At 69.5% G+C, this 22817-nt stretch carries 22 protein-coding genes and 1 pseudogene; 17 read left to right on the top strand and 6 right to left on the bottom strand.

Going from position 1 to position 22817, the window contains the following annotated elements; genetic code table 11:
• The 3 genes and pseudogenes from A5732_RS08185 to A5732_RS08175 form a co-directional block, all read left to right on the top strand.
• A pseudogene (locus tag A5732_RS08185) lies at positions 1 to 619 on the top strand (hypothetical protein); the annotation flags it as partial.
• 72 nt (positions 620 to 691) lie between these two features.
• Complete coding sequence (locus A5732_RS08180; protein WP_076101914.1) at positions 692 to 1684, top strand: permease; 993 nt, start codon at positions 692 to 694, stop codon at positions 1682 to 1684.
• Entirely contained in the window at positions 1684 to 2421 is a 738-nt protein-coding gene (locus tag A5732_RS08175; protein WP_076101913.1) for a TIGR03943 family putative permease subunit, read from the top strand. Before A5732_RS08180 ends, A5732_RS08175 begins: the two co-directional genes overlap by 1 nt.
• 4 nt (positions 2422 to 2425) lie before the next feature.
• Here A5732_RS08175 and A5732_RS08170 read toward each other — a convergent pair whose 3' ends face one another.
• The 5 genes from A5732_RS08170 to rpmB are packed head-to-tail and all read right to left on the bottom strand — an operon-like array spanning position 2426 to position 3786.
• The gene (locus tag A5732_RS08170) at positions 2426 to 2815 is read right to left on the bottom strand and encodes a hypothetical protein (RefSeq protein ID WP_076053766.1); all 390 of its coding nucleotides are present in this window, start codon (positions 2813 to 2815) and stop codon (positions 2426 to 2428) included.
• Positions 2812 to 3078 carry a 30S ribosomal protein S18 gene (rpsR, locus tag A5732_RS08165; RefSeq protein ID WP_076101912.1) on the bottom strand — a complete coding sequence of 89 codons (267 nt, stop codon included), beginning with the start codon at positions 3076 to 3078 and terminating at the stop codon, positions 2812 to 2814. Before rpsR ends, A5732_RS08170 begins: the two co-directional genes overlap by 4 nt.
• Positions 3078 to 3383 (bottom strand): 30S ribosomal protein S14, encoded by a 306-nt coding sequence (gene rpsN / locus A5732_RS08160; protein WP_076101911.1) that lies wholly within the window; start codon positions 3381 to 3383, stop codon positions 3078 to 3080. Before rpsN ends, rpsR begins: the two co-directional genes overlap by 1 nt.
• Before the next feature lie 2 nt (positions 3384 to 3385).
• On the bottom strand, positions 3386 to 3550 hold the full coding sequence (rpmG, locus tag A5732_RS08155) for a 50S ribosomal protein L33 (RefSeq protein WP_076101910.1): 165 nt from the start codon (positions 3548 to 3550) through the stop codon (positions 3386 to 3388).
• Positions 3550 to 3786 carry a 50S ribosomal protein L28 gene (rpmB, locus tag A5732_RS08150; protein WP_075235024.1) on the bottom strand — a complete coding sequence of 79 codons (237 nt, stop codon included), beginning with the start codon at positions 3784 to 3786 and terminating at the stop codon, positions 3550 to 3552. The genes rpmG and rpmB overlap by 1 nt, the downstream gene beginning before the upstream one ends.
• Before the next feature lie 105 nt (positions 3787 to 3891).
• Here rpmB and mrf point away from each other — a divergent pair, with 105 nt between their 5' ends.
• The 14 genes from mrf (at position 3892) to eccE (ending at position 21567) form a co-directional block, all read left to right on the top strand.
• Positions 3892 to 5091 (top strand): ribosome hibernation factor-recruiting GTPase MRF, encoded by a 1200-nt coding sequence (gene mrf, locus A5732_RS08145; RefSeq protein WP_076053774.1) that lies wholly within the window; start codon positions 3892 to 3894, stop codon positions 5089 to 5091.
• Positions 5088 to 5342 (top strand): type B 50S ribosomal protein L31, encoded by a 255-nt coding sequence (locus A5732_RS08140; RefSeq protein ID WP_076101909.1) that lies wholly within the window; start codon positions 5088 to 5090, stop codon positions 5340 to 5342. The genes mrf and A5732_RS08140 overlap by 4 nt, the downstream gene beginning before the upstream one ends.
• A 72-nt stretch (positions 5343 to 5414) precedes the next feature.
• Positions 5415 to 6320 (top strand): class I SAM-dependent methyltransferase, encoded by a 906-nt coding sequence (locus A5732_RS08135; RefSeq protein WP_076053810.1) that lies wholly within the window; start codon positions 5415 to 5417, stop codon positions 6318 to 6320.
• 457 nt (positions 6321 to 6777) lie between these two features.
• On the top strand, positions 6778 to 8631 hold the full coding sequence (gene eccA3, locus A5732_RS08130) for a type VII secretion system ESX-3 AAA family ATPase EccA3 (protein WP_076053777.1): 1854 nt from the start codon (positions 6778 to 6780) through the stop codon (positions 8629 to 8631).
• On the top strand, positions 8628 to 10241 hold the full coding sequence (gene eccB / locus A5732_RS08125; protein WP_076053779.1) for a type VII secretion protein EccB: 1614 nt from the start codon (positions 8628 to 8630) through the stop codon (positions 10239 to 10241). Before eccA3 ends, eccB begins: the two co-directional genes overlap by 4 nt.
• Positions 10238 to 14206, top strand: coding sequence for a type VII secretion protein EccCa (gene eccCa / locus A5732_RS08120; RefSeq protein WP_076101908.1), 3969 nt, complete (start codon positions 10238 to 10240; stop codon positions 14204 to 14206). Before eccB ends, eccCa begins: the two co-directional genes overlap by 4 nt.
• A 43-nt stretch (positions 14207 to 14249) precedes the next feature.
• The gene (locus tag A5732_RS08115) at positions 14250 to 14558 is read left to right on the top strand and encodes a PE family protein (protein WP_064953654.1); all 309 of its coding nucleotides are present in this window, start codon (positions 14250 to 14252) and stop codon (positions 14556 to 14558) included.
• A 2-nt stretch (positions 14559 to 14560) separates the two neighbouring features.
• Entirely contained in the window at positions 14561 to 16057 is a 1497-nt protein-coding gene (locus tag A5732_RS08110) for a PPE family protein (RefSeq protein WP_076101907.1), read from the top strand.
• 63 nt (positions 16058 to 16120) lie between these two features.
• Positions 16121 to 16414: a type VII secretion system protein EsxG gene (esxG, locus tag A5732_RS08105; protein WP_007768837.1), complete on the top strand. Its 294-nt coding sequence runs from the start codon at positions 16121 to 16123 to the stop codon at positions 16412 to 16414.
• Between the two features lie 32 nt (positions 16415 to 16446).
• Entirely contained in the window at positions 16447 to 16737 is a 291-nt protein-coding gene (locus tag A5732_RS08100; RefSeq protein ID WP_007768835.1) for a WXG100 family type VII secretion target, read from the top strand.
• Positions 16738 to 16748: 11 nt separating this feature from the next.
• Entirely contained in the window at positions 16749 to 17636 is an 888-nt protein-coding gene (locus A5732_RS08095; protein ID WP_076101906.1) for an ESX secretion-associated protein EspG, read from the top strand.
• 75 nt (positions 17637 to 17711) lie between these two features.
• On the top strand, positions 17712 to 19136 hold the full coding sequence (gene eccD / locus A5732_RS08090; RefSeq protein ID WP_142256575.1) for a type VII secretion integral membrane protein EccD: 1425 nt from the start codon (positions 17712 to 17714) through the stop codon (positions 19134 to 19136).
• Positions 19133 to 20542, top strand: a complete 1410-nt coding sequence (gene mycP, locus A5732_RS08085; protein ID WP_076101904.1) for a type VII secretion-associated serine protease mycosin — start codon at positions 19133 to 19135, stop codon at positions 20540 to 20542. The genes eccD and mycP overlap by 4 nt, the downstream gene beginning before the upstream one ends.
• A complete protein-coding gene (gene eccE / locus A5732_RS08080; protein WP_081396003.1) occupies positions 20539 to 21567 on the top strand; it encodes a type VII secretion protein EccE in 1029 nt (342 codons plus the stop codon). The genes mycP and eccE overlap by 4 nt, the downstream gene beginning before the upstream one ends.
• On the opposite strand, the gene A5732_RS08075 is transcribed toward eccE, so the two are convergent.
• The gene (locus A5732_RS08075; protein ID WP_076101902.1) at positions 21557 to 22756 is read right to left on the bottom strand and encodes an alpha/beta hydrolase family protein; all 1200 of its coding nucleotides are present in this window, start codon (positions 22754 to 22756) and stop codon (positions 21557 to 21559) included. The two genes, eccE and A5732_RS08075, sit on opposite strands and share 11 nt — an antisense overlap.
• Between the last annotated feature and the right edge of the window lie 61 nt (positions 22757 to 22817).

The raw sequence follows: 22817 nt of genomic DNA, 5'->3' as shown, positions 1-22817 counted from the left end.
CGACCTGGCCCCCCCCGCGCCCGCCCCGGCGCCCATGCCACCTCCCGCCCCGGCGCCGCCCGCCTTACCGGCGGTGGCCACGGCCCCGAGCCCCGTCGCGCCGGCCGCGGCGCCGGCCTCGGCCCCGGCGCCCGCGCCCACCGCCACGACGAGCACCGTGGCCGGCGCCGCACCGGCGCCGCCGGCTCCAGCCGCTCCAGGACCCGGTTTCTTCCCGCCCTACGTCATCGGCCCTCCGGGCATGGGAACGGGCTCGGGCATGGGCGCGAGCGCCAGCTCCAGCGCCAAAAGGAAAGCACCGGAACCCGATAGCGCCGCGGCCGCTGCGGCCGCGAGCGCGCGGGAGGCCGCCCGCGCGCGCCCCCCCCGGCGCGCGACACAGCGCGGGCACGGCGACGAGTTCATGGACATGAACGTCGACGTAGACCCGGACTGGGACGCCTCGCTGGCTTCGGATCACGGCGCCGGCACGCTGGGGTTCGCCGGGACCGCCCGCCAGGAGGCGGCCGCCGCGGCGGCCGGATTGACCACGCTGGCCGGCGACGAGTTCGGCGGCGGCCCAACCCTGCCGATGATGCCGGGCACCTGGGGCCCGGGCGACGACGACGGGGACGCCTAGCGCCGGGAGCCCCGTTGGCCTCGTCGATTCGTCCCGGGCCCCCGCGCCGGTGCGCGCTGCGATAATGACGCGGTGGAGACGCTGAAGTCCGGCCGCAGGTTGCGGCCAGGGTCGATGGAAGTGCTGGTCGCTCTCCTGCTGGCCTGCGCGCTGGCCGCGACGACCCTGCGCAATGCCGTCTTCAACAGCGCGGCGCTCTCGACGATGGGCACCGTGTTCTGCGGGGTTTTCGTGCAGGCGATTCCGTTCCTGGTGCTCGGGGTGGTGGTCAGCGGCCTGATCGCGACATTCGTGTCGCCGCAGCGGTTGGCGCGCTGGTTGCCGCGGCGGCCGGCCGTGGCGGTGCTGGCGGCCGGTGTCGGCGGCGTCGCGCTGCCCGGCTGTGAATGCGGGTCAGTTCCGTTGGCGCGGCGGCTGTTCGGCGAAGGCGGCGCGACCGGAGCCGCGGCGTTGACGTTCATGCTGGCCGCGCCGGCGATCAACCCGGTCGTGCTGGTCGCCACGGCGGTGGCGTTTCCGGGCGCGCCCAGGATGGTCTTCGCCCGCATGGGCGCGTCGCTGCTGACCGCGGTCGTCATGGGCTGGGCGTGGTCGCGGTGGGGTCGCCCGGAATGGATCACGCGCCGGCTGCCCGCCGCGGGAACGCACACCGAGCCGAGATGGGTGGTTTTCACCGAGGCCGCACGCCACGACTTCCTGCAGGCCGCATCGTATTTGGTGCTCGGCGCGGCCGCGGCGGCCCTGCTGCACGTCGTGGTGCCCCAGTGGGTGTTCGCGCATCTGGCGACCGACCTCGTCCTCGGCGTCGCCCTGATGGCCGCCCTGGCGGTGGTGCTGGCGCTGTGTTCGGAGGCGGACGCGTTCGTGGCGGCCAGCATGACGATGGTGCCGCTGCTGCCCCGGCTGGTGTTTCTCGTCGTCGGCCCGGCCGTCGACGTCAAGCTGTTCGCGATGCAGGCGGGCATGTTCGGCCGGGCGTTCGCCGCGCGCTTTGCCCCCTGCACGTTCGTGGTGGCCACCGCGAGCGCCTGCGCGATCGGGCTTTTCGTGTTGGGGGCCCATTGATGAGCCGCGAGGCCGAGAACACCGTGCTGCTGTTGGTGGGCATCAGCATCGCCATGATCACCGGGTCGGGCGTCTTCACCCGTTACGTCAAGCCCGGGCTGTTGCCATGGCTGATCGTCTCGGCGGTGGTGCTCATCGGTTTGGCGCTGGTGGCGATCGTCGGCGACATTCGCCGGGGCGGGCCGCGGACGAGTGAGGCGGAGGCCGATCACGGCCACGGGCATTCCCATCGGGCCGGCATCGTCTGGATGCTCGTGGTCGCGGTCCTCGTGCTGATGTTCGTGGCGCCGCCCGCGCTGCGGCCCTCGGCCGCCGCCCCGTCCGTGACGTCGGTGTCCAATACCGTTCTGAACAAGGCATTTCCGCCGCTGCCACCCGGACCGGACCCGGACGTCTCGCTGCCCGAGGTGCTGATGCGCGAAGCGCACGACACGACCGGATCGTTGACGAGCCGGTCGATCAGCGTCACCGGCTTCGTCCTTAACGAGGCGCAGGGCGTCGACCTCGGACGCGTCGTCATCATCTGCTGTGCGGCCGACGCTCAGCTGGCCCGCATCCACCTGCGCGGGCCGGCGGCCGGCGGCGCCGCCGGGCTACCGGACAACACCTGGATCCGGGTTCAGGGCCAGGTCATACCCGCACCGCGGCAACCGAATTCGCCGGCGATTCCCACCCTGCAGGCCACCGCGGTCACCCGCATCGACGCCCCACCCAACCCGTATGCCTATCCGCACTGACCCGTCAATTGCGGCGGCTGGAGCCGCGTGTCCACCGCTCGTGCAGCCCGAGTTGGACTGGGACGGGCGTGTTTTCCCACTGCCCGCGCTCGAGCCAATCGCGCAGTTCGGCGGCCGCGGCACTGTCGGCGATGGGGCCTATCCAATGAGCCGGGCCGCAGGCCACCCGATCGCTCGTGCAGGGCTGCACCACGGCCATGACGCCGCCGCCGGTCGGCCGGGACGCACAGGTGAGCGGTCCGAGCATGCAGGCGGCCGAGACCAGCATGGAGTGCGGACAGCGCCGGATGGTGGGACGCAGTTCGTCGATCATCGACAGCTCGTGGCCGACCGCGCAAGCGGCGCAGACGATCACGGTGAAGGGGCGGTCGGTGCCGCGGCGCGGAGGCGTCATCGCGCCGTGTGCCGTCCGGGGTAGGGCAGCAACGCCATCTCGCGGGCGGTCTTGATGGCCGTCGCGACCTGACGTTGTTGCTGAACGGACAGGCCGGTGACTTGTCGCGACCGGATCTTGCCGCGTTCGGAGATGAACACGCGCAGCGTCGCGGTGTCTTTGTAGTCCACCGCGTCCAGCCCGAGGCTGTGCAGCAGATTCCTCTTGGGTGGGCGGCTGGGCGGTAGCGCGGGCCGGCGGGTGCGCGCGGCTTTCCCGGCCATCACCAGCTCGCCTTCCGCACACCGGGGAGCTGCCCGGCATGCGCCAATTCGCGAACGCGTACCCGTGACAGCCCGAACTTGCGGAGGTGACCGCGGGGGCGCCCGTCGACGGCGTCGCGGTTGCGCACCCGCACCGCGCTGGCATCGCGGGGTTGGCGCGCCAATTCGTCCTGGGCGGCCGCCCGTTGCCCGGCGGTGCTCGCCGGTGAGCGGATGATCTTCTTGAGCTCGGCGCGGCGTTCGGCGTAGCGTGCCACGACCGCGCGGCGGCGGTCGTTCTTGACGATCTTGGATTTCTTGGCCATGTTCAGCGGTCCTCGCGGAACTCGACGTGGCGGCGGATGACGGGATCGTACTTGCGCAGCACCAGGCGGTCGGGATCGTTGCGCCGGTTCTTGCGGGTGATGTAGGTGTATCCGGTTCCCGCGGTGGAGCGCAGCTTGACCACGAGGCGAATCTCGTTGCGTGCCATCAGATTCGCTGCCCCTCGCGGCGCAGCCGTGCCACCACCGCCTCGATGCCGTCGCGGTCGATCACCTTGATGCCCTTGGTGCTGACCCGCAGCCGGATCCGGCGGCCCTCCGAGGGCAGGTAGTACGTCTTGAGCTGGATGTTGGGATTGAAGCGCCGAGACGTTCGGCGGTGGGAATGCGATACCGCATTACCGAACCCCGGTCGCCGTCCGGTCACCTGACAGTGGGCGGACACCGTGCACCTCCGTTGCAGCTTATTGAAAATGATTTTCGACAAGGCCCGCCACGAACGGTACCGTATGAGTGAGCTAGATGAAAATGATTACCAATAAGGAGGACGATGCGGACGCCCGTCATCCTGGTCGCCGGCCAGAGGGATACCGACCCGGTCGTGGGTGCGTTGTTGCGCGCCCCGGGAACGCTGGTGGTAGAGCACCGGTTCGACGGTCAGGTGGTGCGCCGCACCACCACCGCGCTGTCCGGCGGCGTCTTGACATCCAACGAGACCGGCCTGGAACTCGCGCACGGCTGCATCTCGTGCACCATCCGCAACGACCTGCTGGTGTTGTTGCGTCAACTGCACCGGCGCGACGACGTCGACCGGATCGTCGTGCACCTGGGCCCCTGGCTGGAGCCCGAGCCAATCTGCTTGGCGATCAACCACGTTCGGGTGCGGGTTGCACCGGGCTACATCGACGGTCCGGCGGCCCTGGACGTGTCGATCGCCGCCGTGGTGACCTGTGTCGATTCATCGGCGTGGCTGAACCAGGCGCTGGGTGAGGACGAACTGGACGACGGGCGCACCGAGGCCCAGGTGGTGATCGGCCAGGCCGAATTCGCCGATGTGGTGGTGTTCAATCAGCCCAATCCGTTCGTCGCTGCCGTGCTGCGCCGGCTGTCTCCGCGCGCTCGCGTTCGGGTGGGCGCCGACGGCATCGAGGACGCGCTGAACGATCTGTATCGCGACGCGCGCCGCGGCCGCAGTGACGACCCGCACGGGCCGTTGCTGGCCGGTCAGCCCCCGCTGGAGTCTCGCGGACCAATCAGCTTGGTGGAGTTCAGTTCCCGGCGCCCCTTCCACCCACAGCGTCTGCACACGTGCCTGGATCTGCTGCTCGACGGCGTGATCCGGACCCGGGGACGGCTCTGGCTGGCCAGCCAACCGGACCGGGCGATGTGGTTGGAATCGGCCGGCGCCGGGCTGCGGGTCAGCTCGGCGGGCAAGTGGCTGGCCGCCCTCGACGACCTGGAGCTGGACGGCATCGACACGGAGCGAAGGACTTTCGCCGAACTGGCCTGGGACGACCGGCACGGCGATCGGCACACGGCGATGACCATCCTGGTGTGCGGCGCGAAACCCGCCGACATTCTCGACGCCCTGCAGGGCGCGCTGCTCACCGACGAGGAGATGCGGCGCCCGCGCGACTGGATCGACTACGACGACCCGTTTGGCGACTGGCACGAGGAGCCGTGCGCGGACCGGGCGGAGGCCGCCGACAACGCGGCCCGCCATACCCGGCAGGACGGAGATTTCTCATGAAGCCGGGCGCCCATCCCGACTACCACCCCGTCGTCTTCCAGGACGCCACCACCGGTGCGATGTTCCTGACCCGATCGACCCTCACGAGTTCGCGCACCGTCGAGTGGCAAACACCGCACGGCGCGCGCACCTATCCACTGGTCGTCGTCGAGGTCACCTCGGAGTCGCATCCGTTCTGGACCGGCGGCCGTCGCATCGTCGACAGCGCCGGGCAGGTGGAGAAGTTTCATCGCCGCTACGGCCGCAGGTAACCGCGACGTGCGCCATTAGCCTTGCGCGCCACCGGAAAAGGCGTGTCGGTGGCGCGGCGTACTGTGGTCTGCGTGCGTAGCGAAGGCGATACCTGGGACATCACCACGAGTGTGGGTTCGACCGCGTTGTTCGTGGCCACGGCGCGGGCGTTGGAGGCGCAAAAGCCCGACCCGCTCGCCGTGGATCCGTACGCGGAGGTCTTCTGCCGCGCCGTCGGCGGTTCGTGGGCCGACGTTCTCGACGGCAAGGATCCCGATCACCAGCTCAAGACGGCCGATTTCGGCGAGAACTTCGTCAACTTCCAGGGCGCCCGCACCAGGTACTTCGACGAGTACTTCCGGCGCGCGGCGGATGCGGGCGTGCGGCAGGTGGTCGTCCTGGCGGCGGGCCTGGACTCGCGCGCCTACCGCCTGGACTGGCCGGCCGCGACGACGATCTTCGAGCTCGACCAGCCGCAGGTGCTCGACTTCAAGCGCGAGGTGCTCACCGGCGTCGGCGCCCAACCGCGCGCCGAGCGCCGCGAGATCGCCATCGATCTGCGCGAAGACTGGCCGCAAGCCCTGCGTGACAGTGGCTTTGACCCCGCCAAGCCGTCGGCGTGGATCGCCGAGGGCCTGCTGATCTACCTCCCGGCGACGGCCCAGGAGCAGCTGTTCACCGGCATCGACGGCCTGGCCGGCCACGGCAGCCACGTCGCCGTCGAGGACGGCGCTCCGATGGAGCCCGAGGACTTCGAGGCCGCGGTCGCGGAAGAACGCGCGGCCACCGAGCAGGGCGACGGGCGGGTGTTCTTCCAGCTGGTCTACAACGAGCGGCATGCGCCGGCCACCGAGTGGTTCGCCAAGCACGGCTGGAATGCGGTCGGCACTCCGTTGACCGACTACCTTCGGCAGGTCGGCCGTCCGGTGCCCGGACCGGATACCGAGGCCGGCCCGATGATCGCGCGCAACACGTTGGTGAGCGCCGTCCGCGCCTGATCCGCGAAAACCGGCCGCGATCGGCGATCGCGGCCGGTTTTCGATGCGTTCTCCCTGAATCGGTCGCCCGCCGGAACTTGTCTGGGCCGCCGCCCGACTGTTGCCGAGCAGCTGGGACAGCGACTAGCGGTGGAACTTTTCCGGACCGCCGAGCGACTACTGGCTGCGTGATCGTTCCGCGGCTACGGCCGCGGCGGATGTTTCCGGGCCGCGCGAGCGAGTTGATAATGAAAATGATTTTCATTAAGGTGGGGCCTTGCTGTGAGACCGCCCGACGTGCGGCTGTGAGTATGCCGGAAATGCGGAGAATGCCAACCGGAAACATCCTCAACAGCGGTAAAAGAAGGACAGTGCAGTGGTGAGTCGGACAGGCCCAAACGCCTCGACAGTTAGCTTATGCAATGCTAACTTCAGGCAGTTAGGTTAGGGGAGACTACATACATGAAAAGTCGCGGCCGTGGAACTCGGTGACACCGGCATGCTCACAGCTCAGCCCGTTAATTCGCGGGTCGACGCGCGGGTTGACGAGGACGTCGTCAGCCGGTTCGCGACGTGCTGCCGCGCGCTGGGCATCGTCGTCTACCAACGCCAGCGCCCCGCCGATCTGGCCGCCGCGCGCTCCGGCTTCACCGCGCTGACCCGCATCGCCCACGACCAGTGCGACGCCTGGACGGGCCTGGCGGCCGCCGGCGATGTGTCCCTGCGTGTGCTCGAGGCGGTATCACGCAACGTCGCGACCGCGGGCACGCTGCAGCGCCAGGTCGACCTGGCACCGGGCTCGCTCGGCTTCCGCTACGACACCGGGCTGTATCTCCAGTTTCGCGCCGCGACGCCCGACGAATTCCACCTCGCCTACGCGGCCGCGCTGGCAACGGCGGGCCGATTTGCTGACGCCGACGAAATCGTCGCCGGCCTGACCGCCGGCCGTCCGAACTGGCGCGAGGCCCGGTGGGTGTCCGTCGTCATCAACTACCGCGCCGAGCGCTGGTCGGACGTCGTCAAGCTGCTGACCCCGATCGTCAACGACGCGGATCTCGACGAGGCCTTCTCGCACGCCGCCAAGATCGCGCTGGGCACCGCGCTGGCCCGGCTGGGCATGTTCGCCCCGTCGCTGTCGTATCTGGAGGAGCCCGAGGGTCCCGTCGCGGTGGCCGCCGTCGACGGCGCACTGGCCAAGGCGCTGGTGCTGCGCGCGCATGTGGACGAGGACTCCGCGAGCGAGGTGCTGCAGGATCTGTACGCCGCGCACCCGGAAAACGAACAAGTCGAACAGGCCCTGACCGACACCAGTTTCGGCATCGTGACCACCACGGCGGGACGCATCGAAGCGCGCACCGATCCCTGGGACCCCGAAACCGAGCCCAGCGCCGAGGATTTCGTCGACCCCGCCGCGCACGAACGCAAGGCCGTGCTGTTGCACGAGGCCGAGCGCCAGCTCGCTGAATTCATCGGACTCGACGAGGTCAAGAACCAGGTGTCGCGGCTGAAGAGTTCGGTCGCCATGGAACTGGTCCGCAAGCAGCGCGGCCTGGCCGTCGCGCAGCGCGCCCACCACCTGGTCTTCGCCGGACCGCCCGGAACAGGTAAGACCACCATCGCCCGTGTGGTCGCCAAGATCTATTGCGGCCTCGGGCTTTTGAAGCGGGAAAACATTCGAGAGGTCCACCGCGCCGACCTGATCGGCCAGCACATCGGCGAGACCGAGGCCAAGACCAACGCGATCATCGACAGCGCGCTCGACGGCGTGCTGTTCCTCGATGAGGCCTACGCGCTGGTTGCCACGGGCGCCAAGAACGACTTCGGGCTGGTGGCCATCGACACCCTGCTGGCGCGGATGGAGAACGACCGCGACCGCCTGGTCGTCATCATCGCCGGATACCGCGCCGACCTGGACAAGTTCCTGGACACCAACGAGGGCTTGCGTTCTCGGTTCACCCGCAACATCGACTTCCCGTCCTACGCACCGTCGGAGCTGGTCGAGATCGCGAACACGATGGCCGAGCAGCGCGACAGCATCTTCGAGGCGGCCGCGCTCGAACACATGGAGGCGTTGTTCACCAAGCTGGCAACCGAGTCGACCCCGGACGCCAACGGAATCTCGCGACGCAACTTGGACATCGCCGGTAACGGTCGATTCGTCCGAAACATCGTCGAACGCTCCGAAGAAGAACGAGAGTTCCGGCTCGACCATTCGGAACACGCCGGTACCGGCGAATTCAGTGACGAGGAGCTGATGACGATCACCGACGATGACGTCGCACGGTCGGTAGAGCCGCTGCTGCGCGGCCTTGGCCTGTCGGTGCCGGCATGACCTCCAACCACGAACCCGACGAACGCCGTTCGTTCACCTCTCGCACGCCGGTCAACGACAACCCCGATCAGGTGGAGTACCGCCGCGGTTTCGTCACCCGCCACCAGGTCACCGGCTGGCGGTTCGTGATGCGCCGGATCGCCTCCGGTATCGCCTTGCACGACACCAGGATGCTGGTCGACCCGCTGCGCACGCAGTCGCGTGCGGTGGCCATGGGCGCGGTCTTGCTGGTCACCGGCTTGGCGGGTTGCTTCGTGTTCTCGCTGATCCGGCCCAGCGGCACGGTGGGTACCAACGCCGTGCTGGCCGACCGCTCGACGGCCGCGCTGTACGTCCGTGTCGGTGACGACCTGCACCCGGTGCTCAACCTGACCTCCGCCCGGCTGATCACCGGCCACGCCGTCGACCCCACCATGGTGAAAAGCAGTGAGCTGGACCGCTTTCCGCGCGGCAACCTGATCGGCATCCCGGGTGCGCCGGAGCGCATGGTGCAAAACCCCTCGCGCGACGCGAACTGGACGGTGTGCGACGCCGTCAGCGAGCCGGCCCAGGGTGGGCACGCAGCCCACAGCACCGGCGTCACGGTGATCGCGGGCCAGCCGGACAGCAGCGGTGCGCGCGCGGCGTCGCTCGCGTCGCAGCAGGCGATCCTCGTCGACCGGGACGGCAGCACCTGGCTGTTGTGGGACGGCAAGCGTTCGCAGATCAACCTGACCGACCACGCGATCACGAACGCACTTGGCCTGGGGCAGAACAACTCCGAGATGCCCGCGCCCCGGCCCATCGCGCTGGGCCTGTTCAATGCGATCCCGGAGGCACCGCCGCTGGCGGCGCCCGGCATCCCGAACGCCGGCGCCCCGGCGCCGTACAGCGTGCCCGGCCCGATCGGCGCGGTGGTGGTCTCCTACGCCCTGGAGCAGAGTTCCTCGGGTGCGCCGCGCTACTACGCAGTGATGCCCGACGGCCTGCAGCAGATCTCACCGGTGCTCGCCGCGATCCTGCGCAACACCAATTCCTATGGGCTGGACCAGCCCCCACGGCTGGGCGCCGACGCGGTGGCCAAGTTGCCCGTATCGCGGATGCTGGACACCGCGCGGTACCCGGATCAGCAGGTCAACGTCGTCGACGCGGCCAAATCGCCTGTCACGTGCGCCTATTGGAGCAAGCCTGCCGGGGCCGCGACCAGTTCGCTGCACCTGATGTCAGGCTCTGCGCTGCCCATCGCCGAATCGATCCGCACCGTCGACCTGGTGGGCGGCGGCGCCGCGACGACGGCTACCCGCGTCGCCCTGGCGCCGGGCACCGGCTACTTCACCCAGACCGTCGGCGGCGGCCCGGACTCGCCGGGCACCGGGTCGTTGTTCTGGGTCTCTGACACCGGTGTCCGCTACGGCATCGACAACGAGTCGGAGCACTCCGCCGCCGGACACGGCAAAACGGTTGAGGCCCTTGGTCTTAACGGATCGCCGGTCCCCGTTCCGTGGTCGGTGCTGTCGCTGTTCGCGAATGGTCCGACGTTATCGCGCGCCGACGCGCTGCTGGCTCATGACGGGTTGACGCCCGATCAGAAGCCCGGCCGTGTGGCATCTGCCGAGGGAGCCCCCCGATGAGCCGACTGATCTTCGAAGCGCGCCGCCGTCTGGCGCCGCCGGTCACCCGCAAGGGCACTATCGCCATCGAGGCGCCACCCGAGCTGCCCCGGGTGATTCCGCCGTCGTTCCTGCGCCGTGCGATGCCCTACGTGCTGGTGATCCTGATCGTCGGCATGATCGTCGCCCTGTTCGCCACCGGGATGCGGATGATCTCCCCGCAGACGCTGTTCTTCCCGTTCGTGCTGTTGCTCGCCGCCACCGCGATGTATCGCGGTGGCGACAACAAGATGCGCACCGAGGAGGTCGACGCCGAGCGCGCCGACTACCTGCGCTACCTGTCGGTGGTTCGGGACAACATCCGCACCCAGGCCACCGCGCAGCGCGCCGCGGCGCAGTGGTCCCACCCGGAGCCGTCCGCGCTGGCGACCGTGCCCGGATCGCGCCGCCAGTGGGAGCGTGACCCGCACGACCCCGACTTCCTGGTGCTGCGGGCCGGCCGTCACCACGTGCCACTGGCCACCGCCCTGCGGGTCAACGACACCGCGGACGAAATCGACCTGGAACCGGTGTCGCACAGCGCATTACGCAGCCTGCTCGACACCCATCGCACCGTGCGCGACGTGCCGACCGGAATCGACCTGACCAAGGTCTCCCGGATCACCGTGCTGGGCGCGGAAGACGAGGCGCGGGCGGCGCTGCGCGCCTGGGTCGCTCAGGCCGTGACCTGGCACGACCCGACCGTGCTCGGCGTCGCGCTGGTCACCCCGAATCTGGAGAGCGCGGACTGGTCCTGGCTGAAGTGGTTGCCGCACATCGACGTTCCGGGTGAGCTCGACGGCGTCGGGCCGGCCCGCTTCATGTCGACCAACGCCGACGACCTGGTCACCAGCCTGGGTTCGGCCCTCGTCGATCGTCCGGCGTTCACCGGCGAGCCCGCCGATGCGCTGCGTCACCTGCTGATCGTCATCGACGACCCCGACTACGACCTCAACGCGTCGACGCTGGCGCTGGGCCGGGCCGGTGTCACCGTCGTGCAGCGCAGCGCCACGGCGCCGAACCGTGAACAGTATTCGGATCCGGAAAAGCCGATCCTGCGCGTCTCCGGCGGTGCCATCGAACGCTGGCAGACCGGCGGCTGGCAGCCCTACATCGACGACGCCGACCAATTCGGCGCCGACGAGGCCGCGCACCTCGCGCGCCAGTTGGCACGCTGGGACTCCAACCCGACCCACACCGGGCTGCGCTCCGCGGCCACCCGCGGTGCCACGTTCACCACGATGCTGGGCATTTCGGATGCCTCTCAGCTGGACGTGCCCACGCTGTGGGCGCCGCGCCGCCGCGAGGACGAGCTGCGTATCCCGATCGGCGTCACCGCGACCGGTGAACCGCTGATGTTCGACCTGAAGGACGAAGCCGAGGGTGGCATGGGCCCGCACGGGCTGATGATCGGTATGACGGGTTCGGGTAAGTCCCAGACCCTGATGTCGATCCTGTTGTCGCTGTTGACGACTCATTCGGCCGATCGGTTGATCGTCATCTACGCCGACTTCAAGGGTGAGGCCGGGGCCGACAGCTTCCGCAACTTCCCGCAAGTCGTCGCCGTCATCTCCAACATGGCCGAGAAGAAGTCGCTGGCCGACCGCTTCGCCGACACACTGCGCGGCGAGGTGGCCCGCCGGGAGACGCTGCTGCGGGAAGCGGGCCGCCGGGTCCAGGGCAGCGCGTTCAACTCGGTGGTGGAGTACGAGGCCGCCATCGCCGCCGGACACGACCTGCCGCCGATCCCGACGCTATTCGTGGTCGCCGACGAGTTCACCCTGATGCTGGCCGACCACCCCGAATACGCGGAGCTGTTCGATTACGTTGCGCGTAAAGGCCGCTCGTTCCGCATCCACATCCTGTTCGCGTCGCAGACGCTGGACGTCGGCAAGATCAAGGACATCGACAAGAACACCTCCTACCGCATCGGTTTGAAGGTGGCCAGTCCCAGCGTTTCCCGCCAGATCATCGGTGTGGAGGACGCCTACCACATCGAGTCCGGCAAGGAGCACAAGGGCGTGGGCTTCTTGGTGCCCGCCCCGGGTGCGACGCCGATCAAGTTCCGCAGCACCTACGTCGACGGCATCTACGATCCGCCACAGAAGGCCAAATCCTTTGTCGTGCCGTCTATCCCGGAGCCGAAGCTGTTCACGGCCGGGCGCGTCGAACCGGACCAGGACACGGTGATCACCGCCCCCGAGGAAGACGAATTCACCGGACCGCCGCGCAAGCTGATCGCCACCATCGGCGACCAGCTGGCGGGCTACGGTCCGCGGGCGCCGCAGCTCTGGCTGCCGCCGCTGGACGAGCCGATCCCGTTGACCGCCATGCTGGCCCGCGCCGGCGTGCCGCCCCGGCAGTGGCAGTGGCCGCTCGGCGAGATCGACAAGCCGTTCGAGATGCGCCGCGATCCGCTGGTGTTCGACGCCGCCTCGTCGGCCGGGAACATGGTCATCCACGGCGGCCCGAAATCGGGCAAATCGACCGCGCTGCAGACGTTCATCCTGTCCGCGGCCAACCTGCACTCGCCGCGCGAGGTCACCTTCTACTGCCTGGACTACGGCGGCGGCAAGCTGCGGGCGCTCGAAGACCTGGCGCACGTCGGCAGCGTGGCGTCGGCGCTGGAGCCCGAACGCATCCGGCGCACCTTCGGCGAACTCGAGCAGCTGCTGCTGTCGCGGCAGCGCCGAGAGGCGTTCCGGGACTCCCGCGGTGCGGCCCCCGACGACGGGTTCGGCGAGGTGTTCCTGGTCATCGACAACCTGTATGCGTTCGGCCGGGACAACACCGACCAGTTCAACACCCGAAACCCATTGCTGGCCAGGGTAAGCGAGCTGGTCAACATCGGTCTCGCCTACGGCATCCACGTCGTCATCACCACCCCCAGCTGGCTCGAGGTTCCGCTGGCCATGCGCGACGGCCTCGGATTGCGGCTCGAGCTCAAGCTGCACGACGCGCGGGACAGCAACGTGCGGGTGGTCGGCGCCCTGCGTCGCCCCGCCGAAGCGGTGCCGCACGACCAGCCGGGACGCGGATTGACCATGGCCGCAGAGCATTTCCTGTTCGCCGCCCCCGAGCTGGACCAGGTCGCGGCCCTCAATGCGCGCTACCCGGGCGTCACGGCGCCGCCGGTGCGGCTGCTGCCGACCAACCTGGTGCCCGAAGCGGTCGGGTCGTTGTATCGCGGGCCGGAGCAGGTCGTCATCGGCCAGCGCGAGGAGGACCTCGCGCCGGTGGTGGTCAACTTCGCCGAGAACCCGCTGCTGATGGTGTTCGGCGACAGCAAGTCCGGGAAGACCACGCTGCTGCGCCATCTCATTCGCACGGTGCGGGAGCACTCCACGCCCGATCAGGTGGCCTTCACGGTGCTGGACCGGCGGCTGCACCTCGTCGACGAGCCGCTGTTCGCCGACAACGAGTACACCGCCAACATCGACCGCATCATCCCGGCGATGCTGGGGCTGGCCAACCTCATCGAATCGCGCCGGCCGCCGGCCGGCCTGTCACCCGGCGAGCTGGCCCACTGGCGCTACGCGGGCCACACCCACTATCTGATCATCGACGACGTCGACCAGATACCGGATTCGCCGGCGATGAGCGGCCCCTACGTCGGGCAGCGGCCGTGGACCGCGCTGATCGGATTGCTCTCGCAGGCAGCCGATTTGGGGCTACGGGTGATCGTCACCGCACGCGCCACCGGCTCGGGGCACGCTCTGATGACCAACCCGCTGCTGCGCCGGTTCAACGACCTGCAGGCGACCACGTTGATGCTGGCGGGTAACCCGCAGGACAGCGGCAAGATCCGCGGTCAGCGGTTCGGCCGGCTGCCTGCGGGACGGGCGATCCTGCTGGGCGACAGCGACGCCCCGACGTACGTGCAGTTGGTCAACCCGTTGGTCGGGGAGTCCGTGATAGAGGGCGCTACAGACGGTTTCGCCCACTGATGTTTATCCAAGTCCGAAGAGAAGGACCAGGAAAGGAGTAACCATGACCTTACGAGTGGTTCCCGAAGGTCTGGCCGCGACCAGTGCGGCAGTGGAGGCCCTGACGGCACGGCTGGCGGCCGCGCATGCGGCGGCGGCCCCGGCGATCACCGCGGTGGTGCCGCCGGCGGTCGATCCCGTATCGCTGCAAACGGCGGTCGGATTCAGCGCTCAGGGCCAGGAGCACTCCGCCGTGGCCGCCCAGGGCGTCGAAGAGCTTGGCCGCGCCGGCGTCGGCGTCGGGGAGGCCGGCGCAAGCTATCTCGCGGGCGACACCGCGGCCGCTGCGACGTTTGGAATCGCGGGCGCCTGACGATGACATCCCCATTCGGACCCATCTGGATGGCTTCGCCACCCGAGGTGCATTCGGCGTTGCTCAGCGCCGGTCCAGGCCCGGGGCCGCTGTTGGCGGCCGCCGGGGCGTGGACCTCGTTGAGCACCCAATACGCCTCGGCGGCAGCCGAACTCGGTGGGCTGTTGGGGGAGGCCCAGGCGGGGGCCTGGGAGGGGCCGAGCGCTGAGCAGTATGTGGCGGCCCACCTGCCGTACCTGGCGTGGCTGCAGCAGGCCAGTGTCGACAGCGCGGGTGCCGCCGCGCAGCAGGAGGTCGCGGCGACGGCGTACACGGCCGCATTGGCGGCCATGCCGACGCTCGCGGAACTGGCCACCAATCACACCGTGCACGCGGTGTTGGTGGGGACGAATTTCTTTGGCATCAACACCATTCCGATCGCGGTCAACGAAGCCGACTACGCACGCATGTGGGTCCAGGCGGCCACCACCATGGGCACCTACCAGGCCCTGTCCGGTTCGGCCCTGGCCGCGTCGCCGCGCACCATGGCGGCGCCTGCCATCGTGAATCCCGGCGGCCAAGCCAACAGTCTCGCGTCCAACGCCACGCAGAACAGCCCCGCGGATTGGTGGCAGAACTTCATCCAGCAGCTGTCCAAGTTCTTCCAGGACTTCTTCCAGAACATCCAGCAGATGATGCAGAACTTCTTCTCGAATCTGCCGGCGTTCCTGGCCGCCAACGGGCCGCTGCTGTTCTTCGTCGCCTACCAAGTGTTTTTCAACGCCGTCGGCTGGCCGACCTGGGGTGCGATCCTCACCGCGCCGTTCCTGATCCCGCTACTGCTGGGAATCGGGCTCAGTTCGCTGCTCACCACGCCCGTCGTCGAGGCCGCGCCCGATGCCGCCCCCGCCGTCGTGGCCCCCGTGCTGACGTCGAACAAGCCGCCGTCCATGCTGCCGGCGGTCGCGCTGGCCCCAACGGTGGCGACTCCGGCCGGGGCCCCCGCCACCACGGTCGCCGCGGGTTCCGGTGCGCCGGCCGCGCCGGCGCCGGCGGCAGCGGCCGGCAACTTCGCCTACCTGATCGCCATGGGCGGTGACCCGGATGCCGGCGTCGGGCCCACGCTGGGTGGCCGCGGCGGGGCCAAGGCTCCCGCGGCGACCATCCCGGCGGCCGGTGCCGCGGCGGCCAGCCGGGCCGAGTCCCGGGCCCGGCGCCGTCGGCGGGCCGCACTGCACGACCACGCCGACGAGTTCGCGGACATGGACTCCGATTTCGGTGTTGCCCCGGACTTCGGCGACGACGAGGAGCTGGCCGCGGCCGTCGCGTCCGGCCGGGGCGCCGGGGCGCTGGGATTCGCCGGAACCGCGCAGCGACAGAAAGCATTTCAGGCGGCCGGATTGACCAAGCTGGCCGACGACGACTTCGGCGGCGGGCCACGCATGCCAATGGTGCCCGGCACGTGGGAGCACGAAGCCGAAAACGGAACGGGCCCAACCGAGCCGGGGAAAGGGGGGTGAGGCACTCAGCAAGATGAACGTGAATTACCGAAATCCCCACGGACGCAACAGAAAGGAATCAACATGAGTATGTTGGACGCTCACATTCCGCAGTTGGTAGCCGCACAGTCGGCCTTCAGCGCCAAGGCGGCGTTGATGCGCAGCACGATCAGCCAGGCCGAGCAGGAAGCCATGTCGGCGCAGGCGTTCCACCAGGGCGAGTCCTCGGCCGCCTTCCAGGCCGCGCACGCACGGTTCGTCGAGGTCGCCGCTCGGGTCAACACCCTGCTGGACATCGCCCAGGCCAACCTCGGTGACGCCGCCGGGACCTACGTGGCCGCGGACGCCGCCGCCGCCTCCGGCTACACCGCGTTCTGATCTCACCGCTAGCAACCGCGAAAGGACTTGTCATGTCGCAGATCATGTACAACTACCCGGCGATGTTGAGCCACGCCGCCGACATGTCCGGCTACGCCGGCACCATGCAGGGGCTCGGTTCCGATATCGCCAGCGAGCAGGCCACGTTGTCCAACGCCTGGCAGGGTGACACCGGTATGACCTACCAGGTGTGGCAGGCCCAGTGGAACCAGGCGATGGAAAGCCTGGTGCGCGCCTACCAGTCGATGGCCAGCACCCACGAGGCGAACACCATGTCGATGCTGGCGCGCGACCAGGCCGAAGCCGCCAAATGGGGCGGTTAGTTCTCACCTGAATGAACGCGCCACCCAACGCCGTCGAGCTGACGGTCGATCACGCTTGGTTCATCGCGGAAACGATTGGGGCGGGGAGCTTTCCCTGGGTATTGGCCATCACCTCGCCCTATCGTGATGCCGCGGAACGCAACGCGTTCCTCGACCGTCAGAAGGCTGAGCTGACCGAACTGGGTCTGGTCTCAGAAGGCGGACTCGTCAACCCCGCGGTCGCCGAGTGGATCAAAGTGGTGTGTTTTCCGGAGCGGTGGCTGGACCTGCGGTACGTCGGCCTGGCCAAGGACACCGGTGAGGGCGGCGGCGCCGAGTTGCTGCGCGGCGTCGTCGCGCAGCGCAACGGTGTGGCCGGCAAGCCGTCGCTGACGGTCGTCGCGTTGCGCAGCGCGCAGCTGATCACGTTCACCGCCATGGACATCGACGATCCGCGTGCGCTGGTGCCGGTGCTCACCGTCGGCCTGGCGCAACGCCCACCCGCCCGGTTCGACGAGTTCAGCCTGCCGACGCGGGTGGGTGCCCGTGCCGACGAACGGCTGCGTTCGGGCGCTCCGCTCGCCGAAGTCCTTGACTACCTGGGTGTTCCGCAATCGGCACGAAGGGTGGTGGAATCGGTGTTCAACGGACCGCGCAGCTACGTCGAGATCGTCGCCGGCTGCCACCGCGACGGTCGGCACTCCACCAGCGAGGTGGGAATGAGCATCGTCGACGCACGCGAAGGGCGGGTGCTGGTCAGTCCGTCCCGCGCCTTCGACGGCGAGTGGGTTTCGACCTTCGCGCCCGGAACGCCATTCGCGATCGCGGTCGCGATTGAACAACTGACCGCCCTACTGCCAGACGCCGGATGGTTCTCCGAACACCGGTTAGCCCGAGATTTTTCCGTCCAACATTCATAGAAAAAGAGAAGAGAGCACGATGTTCGAGCAACGGCCACAACAATTTTCGAGGGTCCGGTGACGTCCGGAACCGTCATGCCGATCGTCCGCGTAGCCATCCTCGCGGACAGCAGGTTGACGGAAATGGCCTTGCCCGCGGAGCTGCCGCTGCGTGAAATCCTGCCAGCCGTCCAGCGTCTGGTGGTTCCCGCCGCGACCAACGGTGACTCGGAAGACGGCGCCGCCGGGCGCGGTGCCGCCGAGATCGGCGCGGCGACCCAGCTGAGCCTGGCCCCAATCGGTGGTGCGCCGTTCAGCCTGGACGCCAGCCTGGACACGGTCGGCGTCGTCGACGGCGACCTGCTTGCGCTGCAAGCGGTGCCGGTCGGTCCGGCCGCGCCCGGCATCGTCGAGGACATCGCCGACGCGGCCATGATCTTCTCGACCTCCCGGCTCAAGCCGTGGGGCACAACGCATATCCAGCGTGGCGCCCTCGCCGCCGCCATCGCGGTGGCGTTCCTGGCCACCGGACTGTCGGTCACCTACCGGGTGGCCACCGGCGCGCTGCTGGGACTGGTCGCCGTCAGCGCGGTCGCGGCGTTGACCGCGATCGTCGGCCTGCTGGTCACCGCGCGCTCGGCGCGCACCGGAATGGCGCTCTCGATCGCCGCGCTGGCTCCCATCGCCGCCGCACTCGCGCTGGCCGTGCCGGGCGGATTCGGCCCCGCCCAGTTGACGCTGGCCGCCGCCGGCGTCACCGCGTGGTCGCTGATCGCCTTGATGGCGCCCAGCACCGAACGTGAACGCATCGCCGGCTTCTTCACCGCGACCGCGGTCGTGGGTGCCGGGGTGCTGCTGGCCGCCGGCGCCGAATTGCTCTGGCACCTCAAGCCGATCGCCATCGGCTGCGGGCTGATCGTGGTGGCGCTGCTGGTCACTATCGAGGCGGCCCAACTGTCCGCGCTGTGGGCGCGCTTCCCGTTGCCGGTCATCCCGGCGCCCGGGGACCCGACCCCGTCGGCGCCGTCGCTGCGGGTGCTCGAAGACCTGCCGCGCCGGGTCCGGATCAGCGACGCGCATCAGAGCGGATTCATCGCCGCCGCGGTGCTACTCAGCGTCCTGGGTTCGGTCGCGATCGCGCTGCGGCCCGAGGCGCTCAGCGGCGCGGGCTGGTACGTGGTGGCGGCCACCGCCGCGACCTCCGTGCTGCGCGCCCGGGTGTGGGACTCGGCCGCGTGCAAGGCCTGGCTGCTCGCCCAGCCCTTCCTGGCCGCCGGCGTGCTGCTGGTGCTCTACACCTCGACCGGGCGCTACGCCGCCGCCCTGGGCGCGGTGCTGGTGCTGCTGGTGCTCGTGGCCGTGTGGATCGTGGTGGCGCTGAACCCGGGTATCGCTGCGCCGGAGAGCTATTCGCTGCCGGTTCGCCGGCTGGTGGGCTTCGTCGCGACCGGGCTCGACGCGTCGCTGATCCCCGTCATGGCGTTCGTGGTCGGTCTGTTCAGCTGGGTGCTCAATCGATGATTCGGCCGGCATCAGCCTGCTGCGCGGCGGTATTGGCCTTGCTGCCCGCCGCCGCGACGTGGACGAGTCCGCCGGCATCCGCGATCAGCCCGCCGACGGTCGATCCCGGCGCAACACCCCCCAGCGGGGCGCCGGGACCCGAGCAGCCGATGGAGCAGCGCGGACCCTGTAGCACGGCCGGCGTCGTTCCCGGCAGCGACCCGGGTGCCATCACGCCCAGCCAGTCGATGCTGAATCTGCCTGCGGCATGGCAATTCTCACGGGGCGAGGGCCAGCTGGTGGCGGTGCTCGACACCGGGGTACGGCCGGGCCCCCGGTTACCCAACGTCGAACCGGGCGGTGATTTCGTCGAGACGACCGACGGGCTGACCGACTGCGACGGGCACGGAACGTTGCTGGCCGGGGTCATCGCCGGCCAGCCCTCGCCCGACGACGGGTTCTCCGGCGTGGCGCCCGCGGCGCGGGTGGTGTCGATCAGGACGGCGTCAGCCAAGTTCTCGCCGCGGACACCGGGCGGCGATCCGATGATGGCGCGCGTGTCGGCCGAGGTGTCGACGCTCGCGCGGGCGATCGTGCACGCCGCGGATCTCGGTGCCCGGGTGATCGACATCGGCTCGGCCACCTGCATGCCCGTGGACCGGCCCGTCGACCAGGCCGCGCTTGGCGCCGCCGTGCGGTACGCGGCGGTGGACAAGGACGCGGTGATCGTGGCCGGCGCCGGCAACAGCGGGCCGACCGGAGCGGCCGGCGGCGGAACCTCGTGCGAGTCCAACCCGCTCACCGACCTGAGCCGCCCGAACGATCCACGAAACTGGGCCGGCGTCACGTCGGTGTCCATCCCCTCGTGGTGGCAGCCGTACGTCTTGTCGGTGGCATCGCTGACCCCGGACGGCCAGCCGTCGAAATTCACCGTGGCGGGGCCGTGGGTGGGCGTCGCGGCGCCCGGCGAGCGCATCGTGTCGATCGGCAACGCCGACGGCGGTGGACTGGCCAACGGCCTGCCCGACGAGCACCAGCAACTCGCCGCCCTCAGCGGAACCGGTTACGCGGCAGGCTACGTGGCCGGTGTGGCGGCGCTGGTCCGCAGCAAGTATCCAGACCTGAACGCCACCGCGGTGCTGCACCGCATCACTGCGACCGCGCACAACGGCGCCCGCGACCCGTCGAACGTGGTCGGCACCGGCAGCGTGGATCCGGTGGCGGCCCTGACCTGGCAACTGCCCGCCGGTAACCAGCCAGGCGCGGCATCGGTGAAACCGGTGGTCGTGCCGCCGGCACCGGCGCCCAAGGACACCAAACCGCGGACCGTCGCGGTGGCCGGCACCTCCGCACTGGCCGTGCTGGTCGCGGTGGCCGGCGCCGTCACCGCAATCGCCGCACGCCGACGAAAGGAACCGACCCCGTGAGCATGCATCGGATACCGACTCCCGGGAGCGGTCGAATCACGTTGGCGCTGCTGGCCATTGTGCCCGTGGTGATGGCCTACCCGTGGCGAACGCCCCGCGACTACTGGCTGCTGGGCATCGCGGCCGCCGTCGTGATCGTGTTGTTCGGCTGGTGGGGCGGTCTGCATTTGACCACCATCCTGCGCCGCCGCCTGGCGATGATCGGACGCGGCAACGCCGTCCCCGCGGCCACCTCTGACGCGGCGGAGACCGCCCTGATTCGCCTCGGCGCACCGGATGACGACTCCGATGTGCTGCCGCTCCCGCTGATCGCGAGCTACCTGGACCGCTACGGCATCCGGGCGGACAAGATCCGAATCACCAGCCGCGACAACGCCGCCGACGCGTCCCGCCGCGAGACCTGGATCGGGCTCACCGTATCGGCGCCCGACAACCTGGCCGCGCTGCAGGCCCGCTCGCCGCGGATCCCGTTGCACGAGACCGCTCAGGTCGCGGCCCGCCGGCTGGCCGATCATCTGCGCGAGATCGGTTGGGAGGCCACCACCGTCGCGGCCGACGACGCTCCCCGGCTGCTGACGTCCAACCCTCGCGAGAGGTGGCGCGGAGTGCAGCGTGGTGCCTCGGATTACCTTGCGGCATACCGAATTCAGGTGGACGACGCGCTGCCGGAGACGTTGGAGGCGATCCGGGCGTATACCGCGCGCGAAACCTGCACCGCGCTCGAGGTTGCCGGTGACAAAAGCCGGCCCACCGTCGCGGTTGCCTGTGCGTTCCAGACGGAGAGCGCCCCGGACGGCAAGGCGCCGGTCGACGGGCTGACCCCGCAACGCGGAAACCACCTGCCCGCCTTGACCGCACTGGACCTCTTGTCCACGTATCGGTTGGACGGACACACCGCCGCGCCGGAGGACCTGCTCGCGCAGCTGCACTGGCCCACCCTGACCAGCGGGGCCCACCGGGCTCCGCGCGGCGAAGCCGGCGGCGGCGCCGAGAGCGACGACACCGTCGAGGTGGTCAGAACATGACCTCCTGCAGGAATGCGGTCATCCGGCGCAGGTAGTCCAGCTGGCTCACGTGCAGCACGTGACTACCCGGAAACCAGTGCAGCGCACAGCGATCCCAGTGTTGCCATAGCTTGACGGCATGGTCGGGCGGCGCCATCCGGTCGCCGAGACCGGTGATGATCATCCGGCGGTCCCGGGGCACCAGCGGCCGGTAGTTCAGCGGGCAGTGGTACGCCAGCCCGGCCGCCAGGTCGTCGTGGCTGATGTCGGAGAGGCGCAGGCCCAGCCGGACCAGCTTGTTGGCCGGGAACCATTCGTCGAACAACGTCGACGGGGTGACCACCGGACAGTTGGGGATCACGGCGTCGAGCCGATCGTCGGCCGACGCCACCAGCGCCGAGGTGTAACCGCCCAGCGAGAGGCCGGTGAGCGCGATGCGGTCGACCCCGGTGTGGCGCAAATAGTCGATGATGGAACGAAAGTCGTGCACGGCCTGCGCCATGGCCTCGGCGAAACCGCTGAGCCCGCCCGCGAAGTAGCCGAAACCGCTGAAGGGCGAGTACTTTTCGGCCCGCTTGCCGTGAAAAGGCAACGTGTACAACAGCACATCGTAGCCGGACCGGTAGTACCACGGCATCGCAAAGAACCGCCCGTTGGCCAGGTACGACGATCCCATGAACCCGTGGATCACACACAGCGTGGGACGGGGCCCGTCGTCGTGACGCCAGTGCTGTGCGCGCACCATGTTGTTGGATCCCCAGGCTGCCCAACGCGTGCGCATGGCGGGGTTGATGGCGGTGAAGCTGCTGGGGAACGCGATGTTGTCGACCGTGCCGCGCGCGACCCACTCCGCCAGCGGGCTGCCCCGCCGCGACGTCACCCGGGGCAACTCGGTGGGTGGCGGGAAGGACCGCGTCGGGTCATTCGCCGCCCCCAGCTCCGCGTAGAAGTCGAGGTTGCCGCGCTCGGTGGCGGAATCGGTTTGGCGCAGCGTGCCGACGACCACGAACGGCGCCACCGTGGTGGTGAGCAGCGAGGCCACCCAGGTGCGCAGGGCCAGATCGCCGAGGGCCGATGCCTCGACTACCATTCGCTGGCGGGGCGACAACGCCGAGTGGGGGGGTAATCCGCCGGCGCCGGCCGGTAGATCGGCGCCGGAGACGTCCGGAACGGGGATGGGCGGGTCGATCGGATCTGAGTCGGACGCCACGAACGCCGATGGTAGCCCGACGCGCGCGCGTCTCCCGGGCGTTTCGACCGGTTTCGGTCGT

The organism is Mycobacterium colombiense, assembly GCF_001953985.1.
GTDB lineage: Bacteria > Actinomycetota > Actinomycetes > Mycobacteriales > Mycobacteriaceae > Mycobacterium > Mycobacterium colombiense_B.
This window is presented reverse-complemented; position numbering and strand designations above follow the sequence as displayed.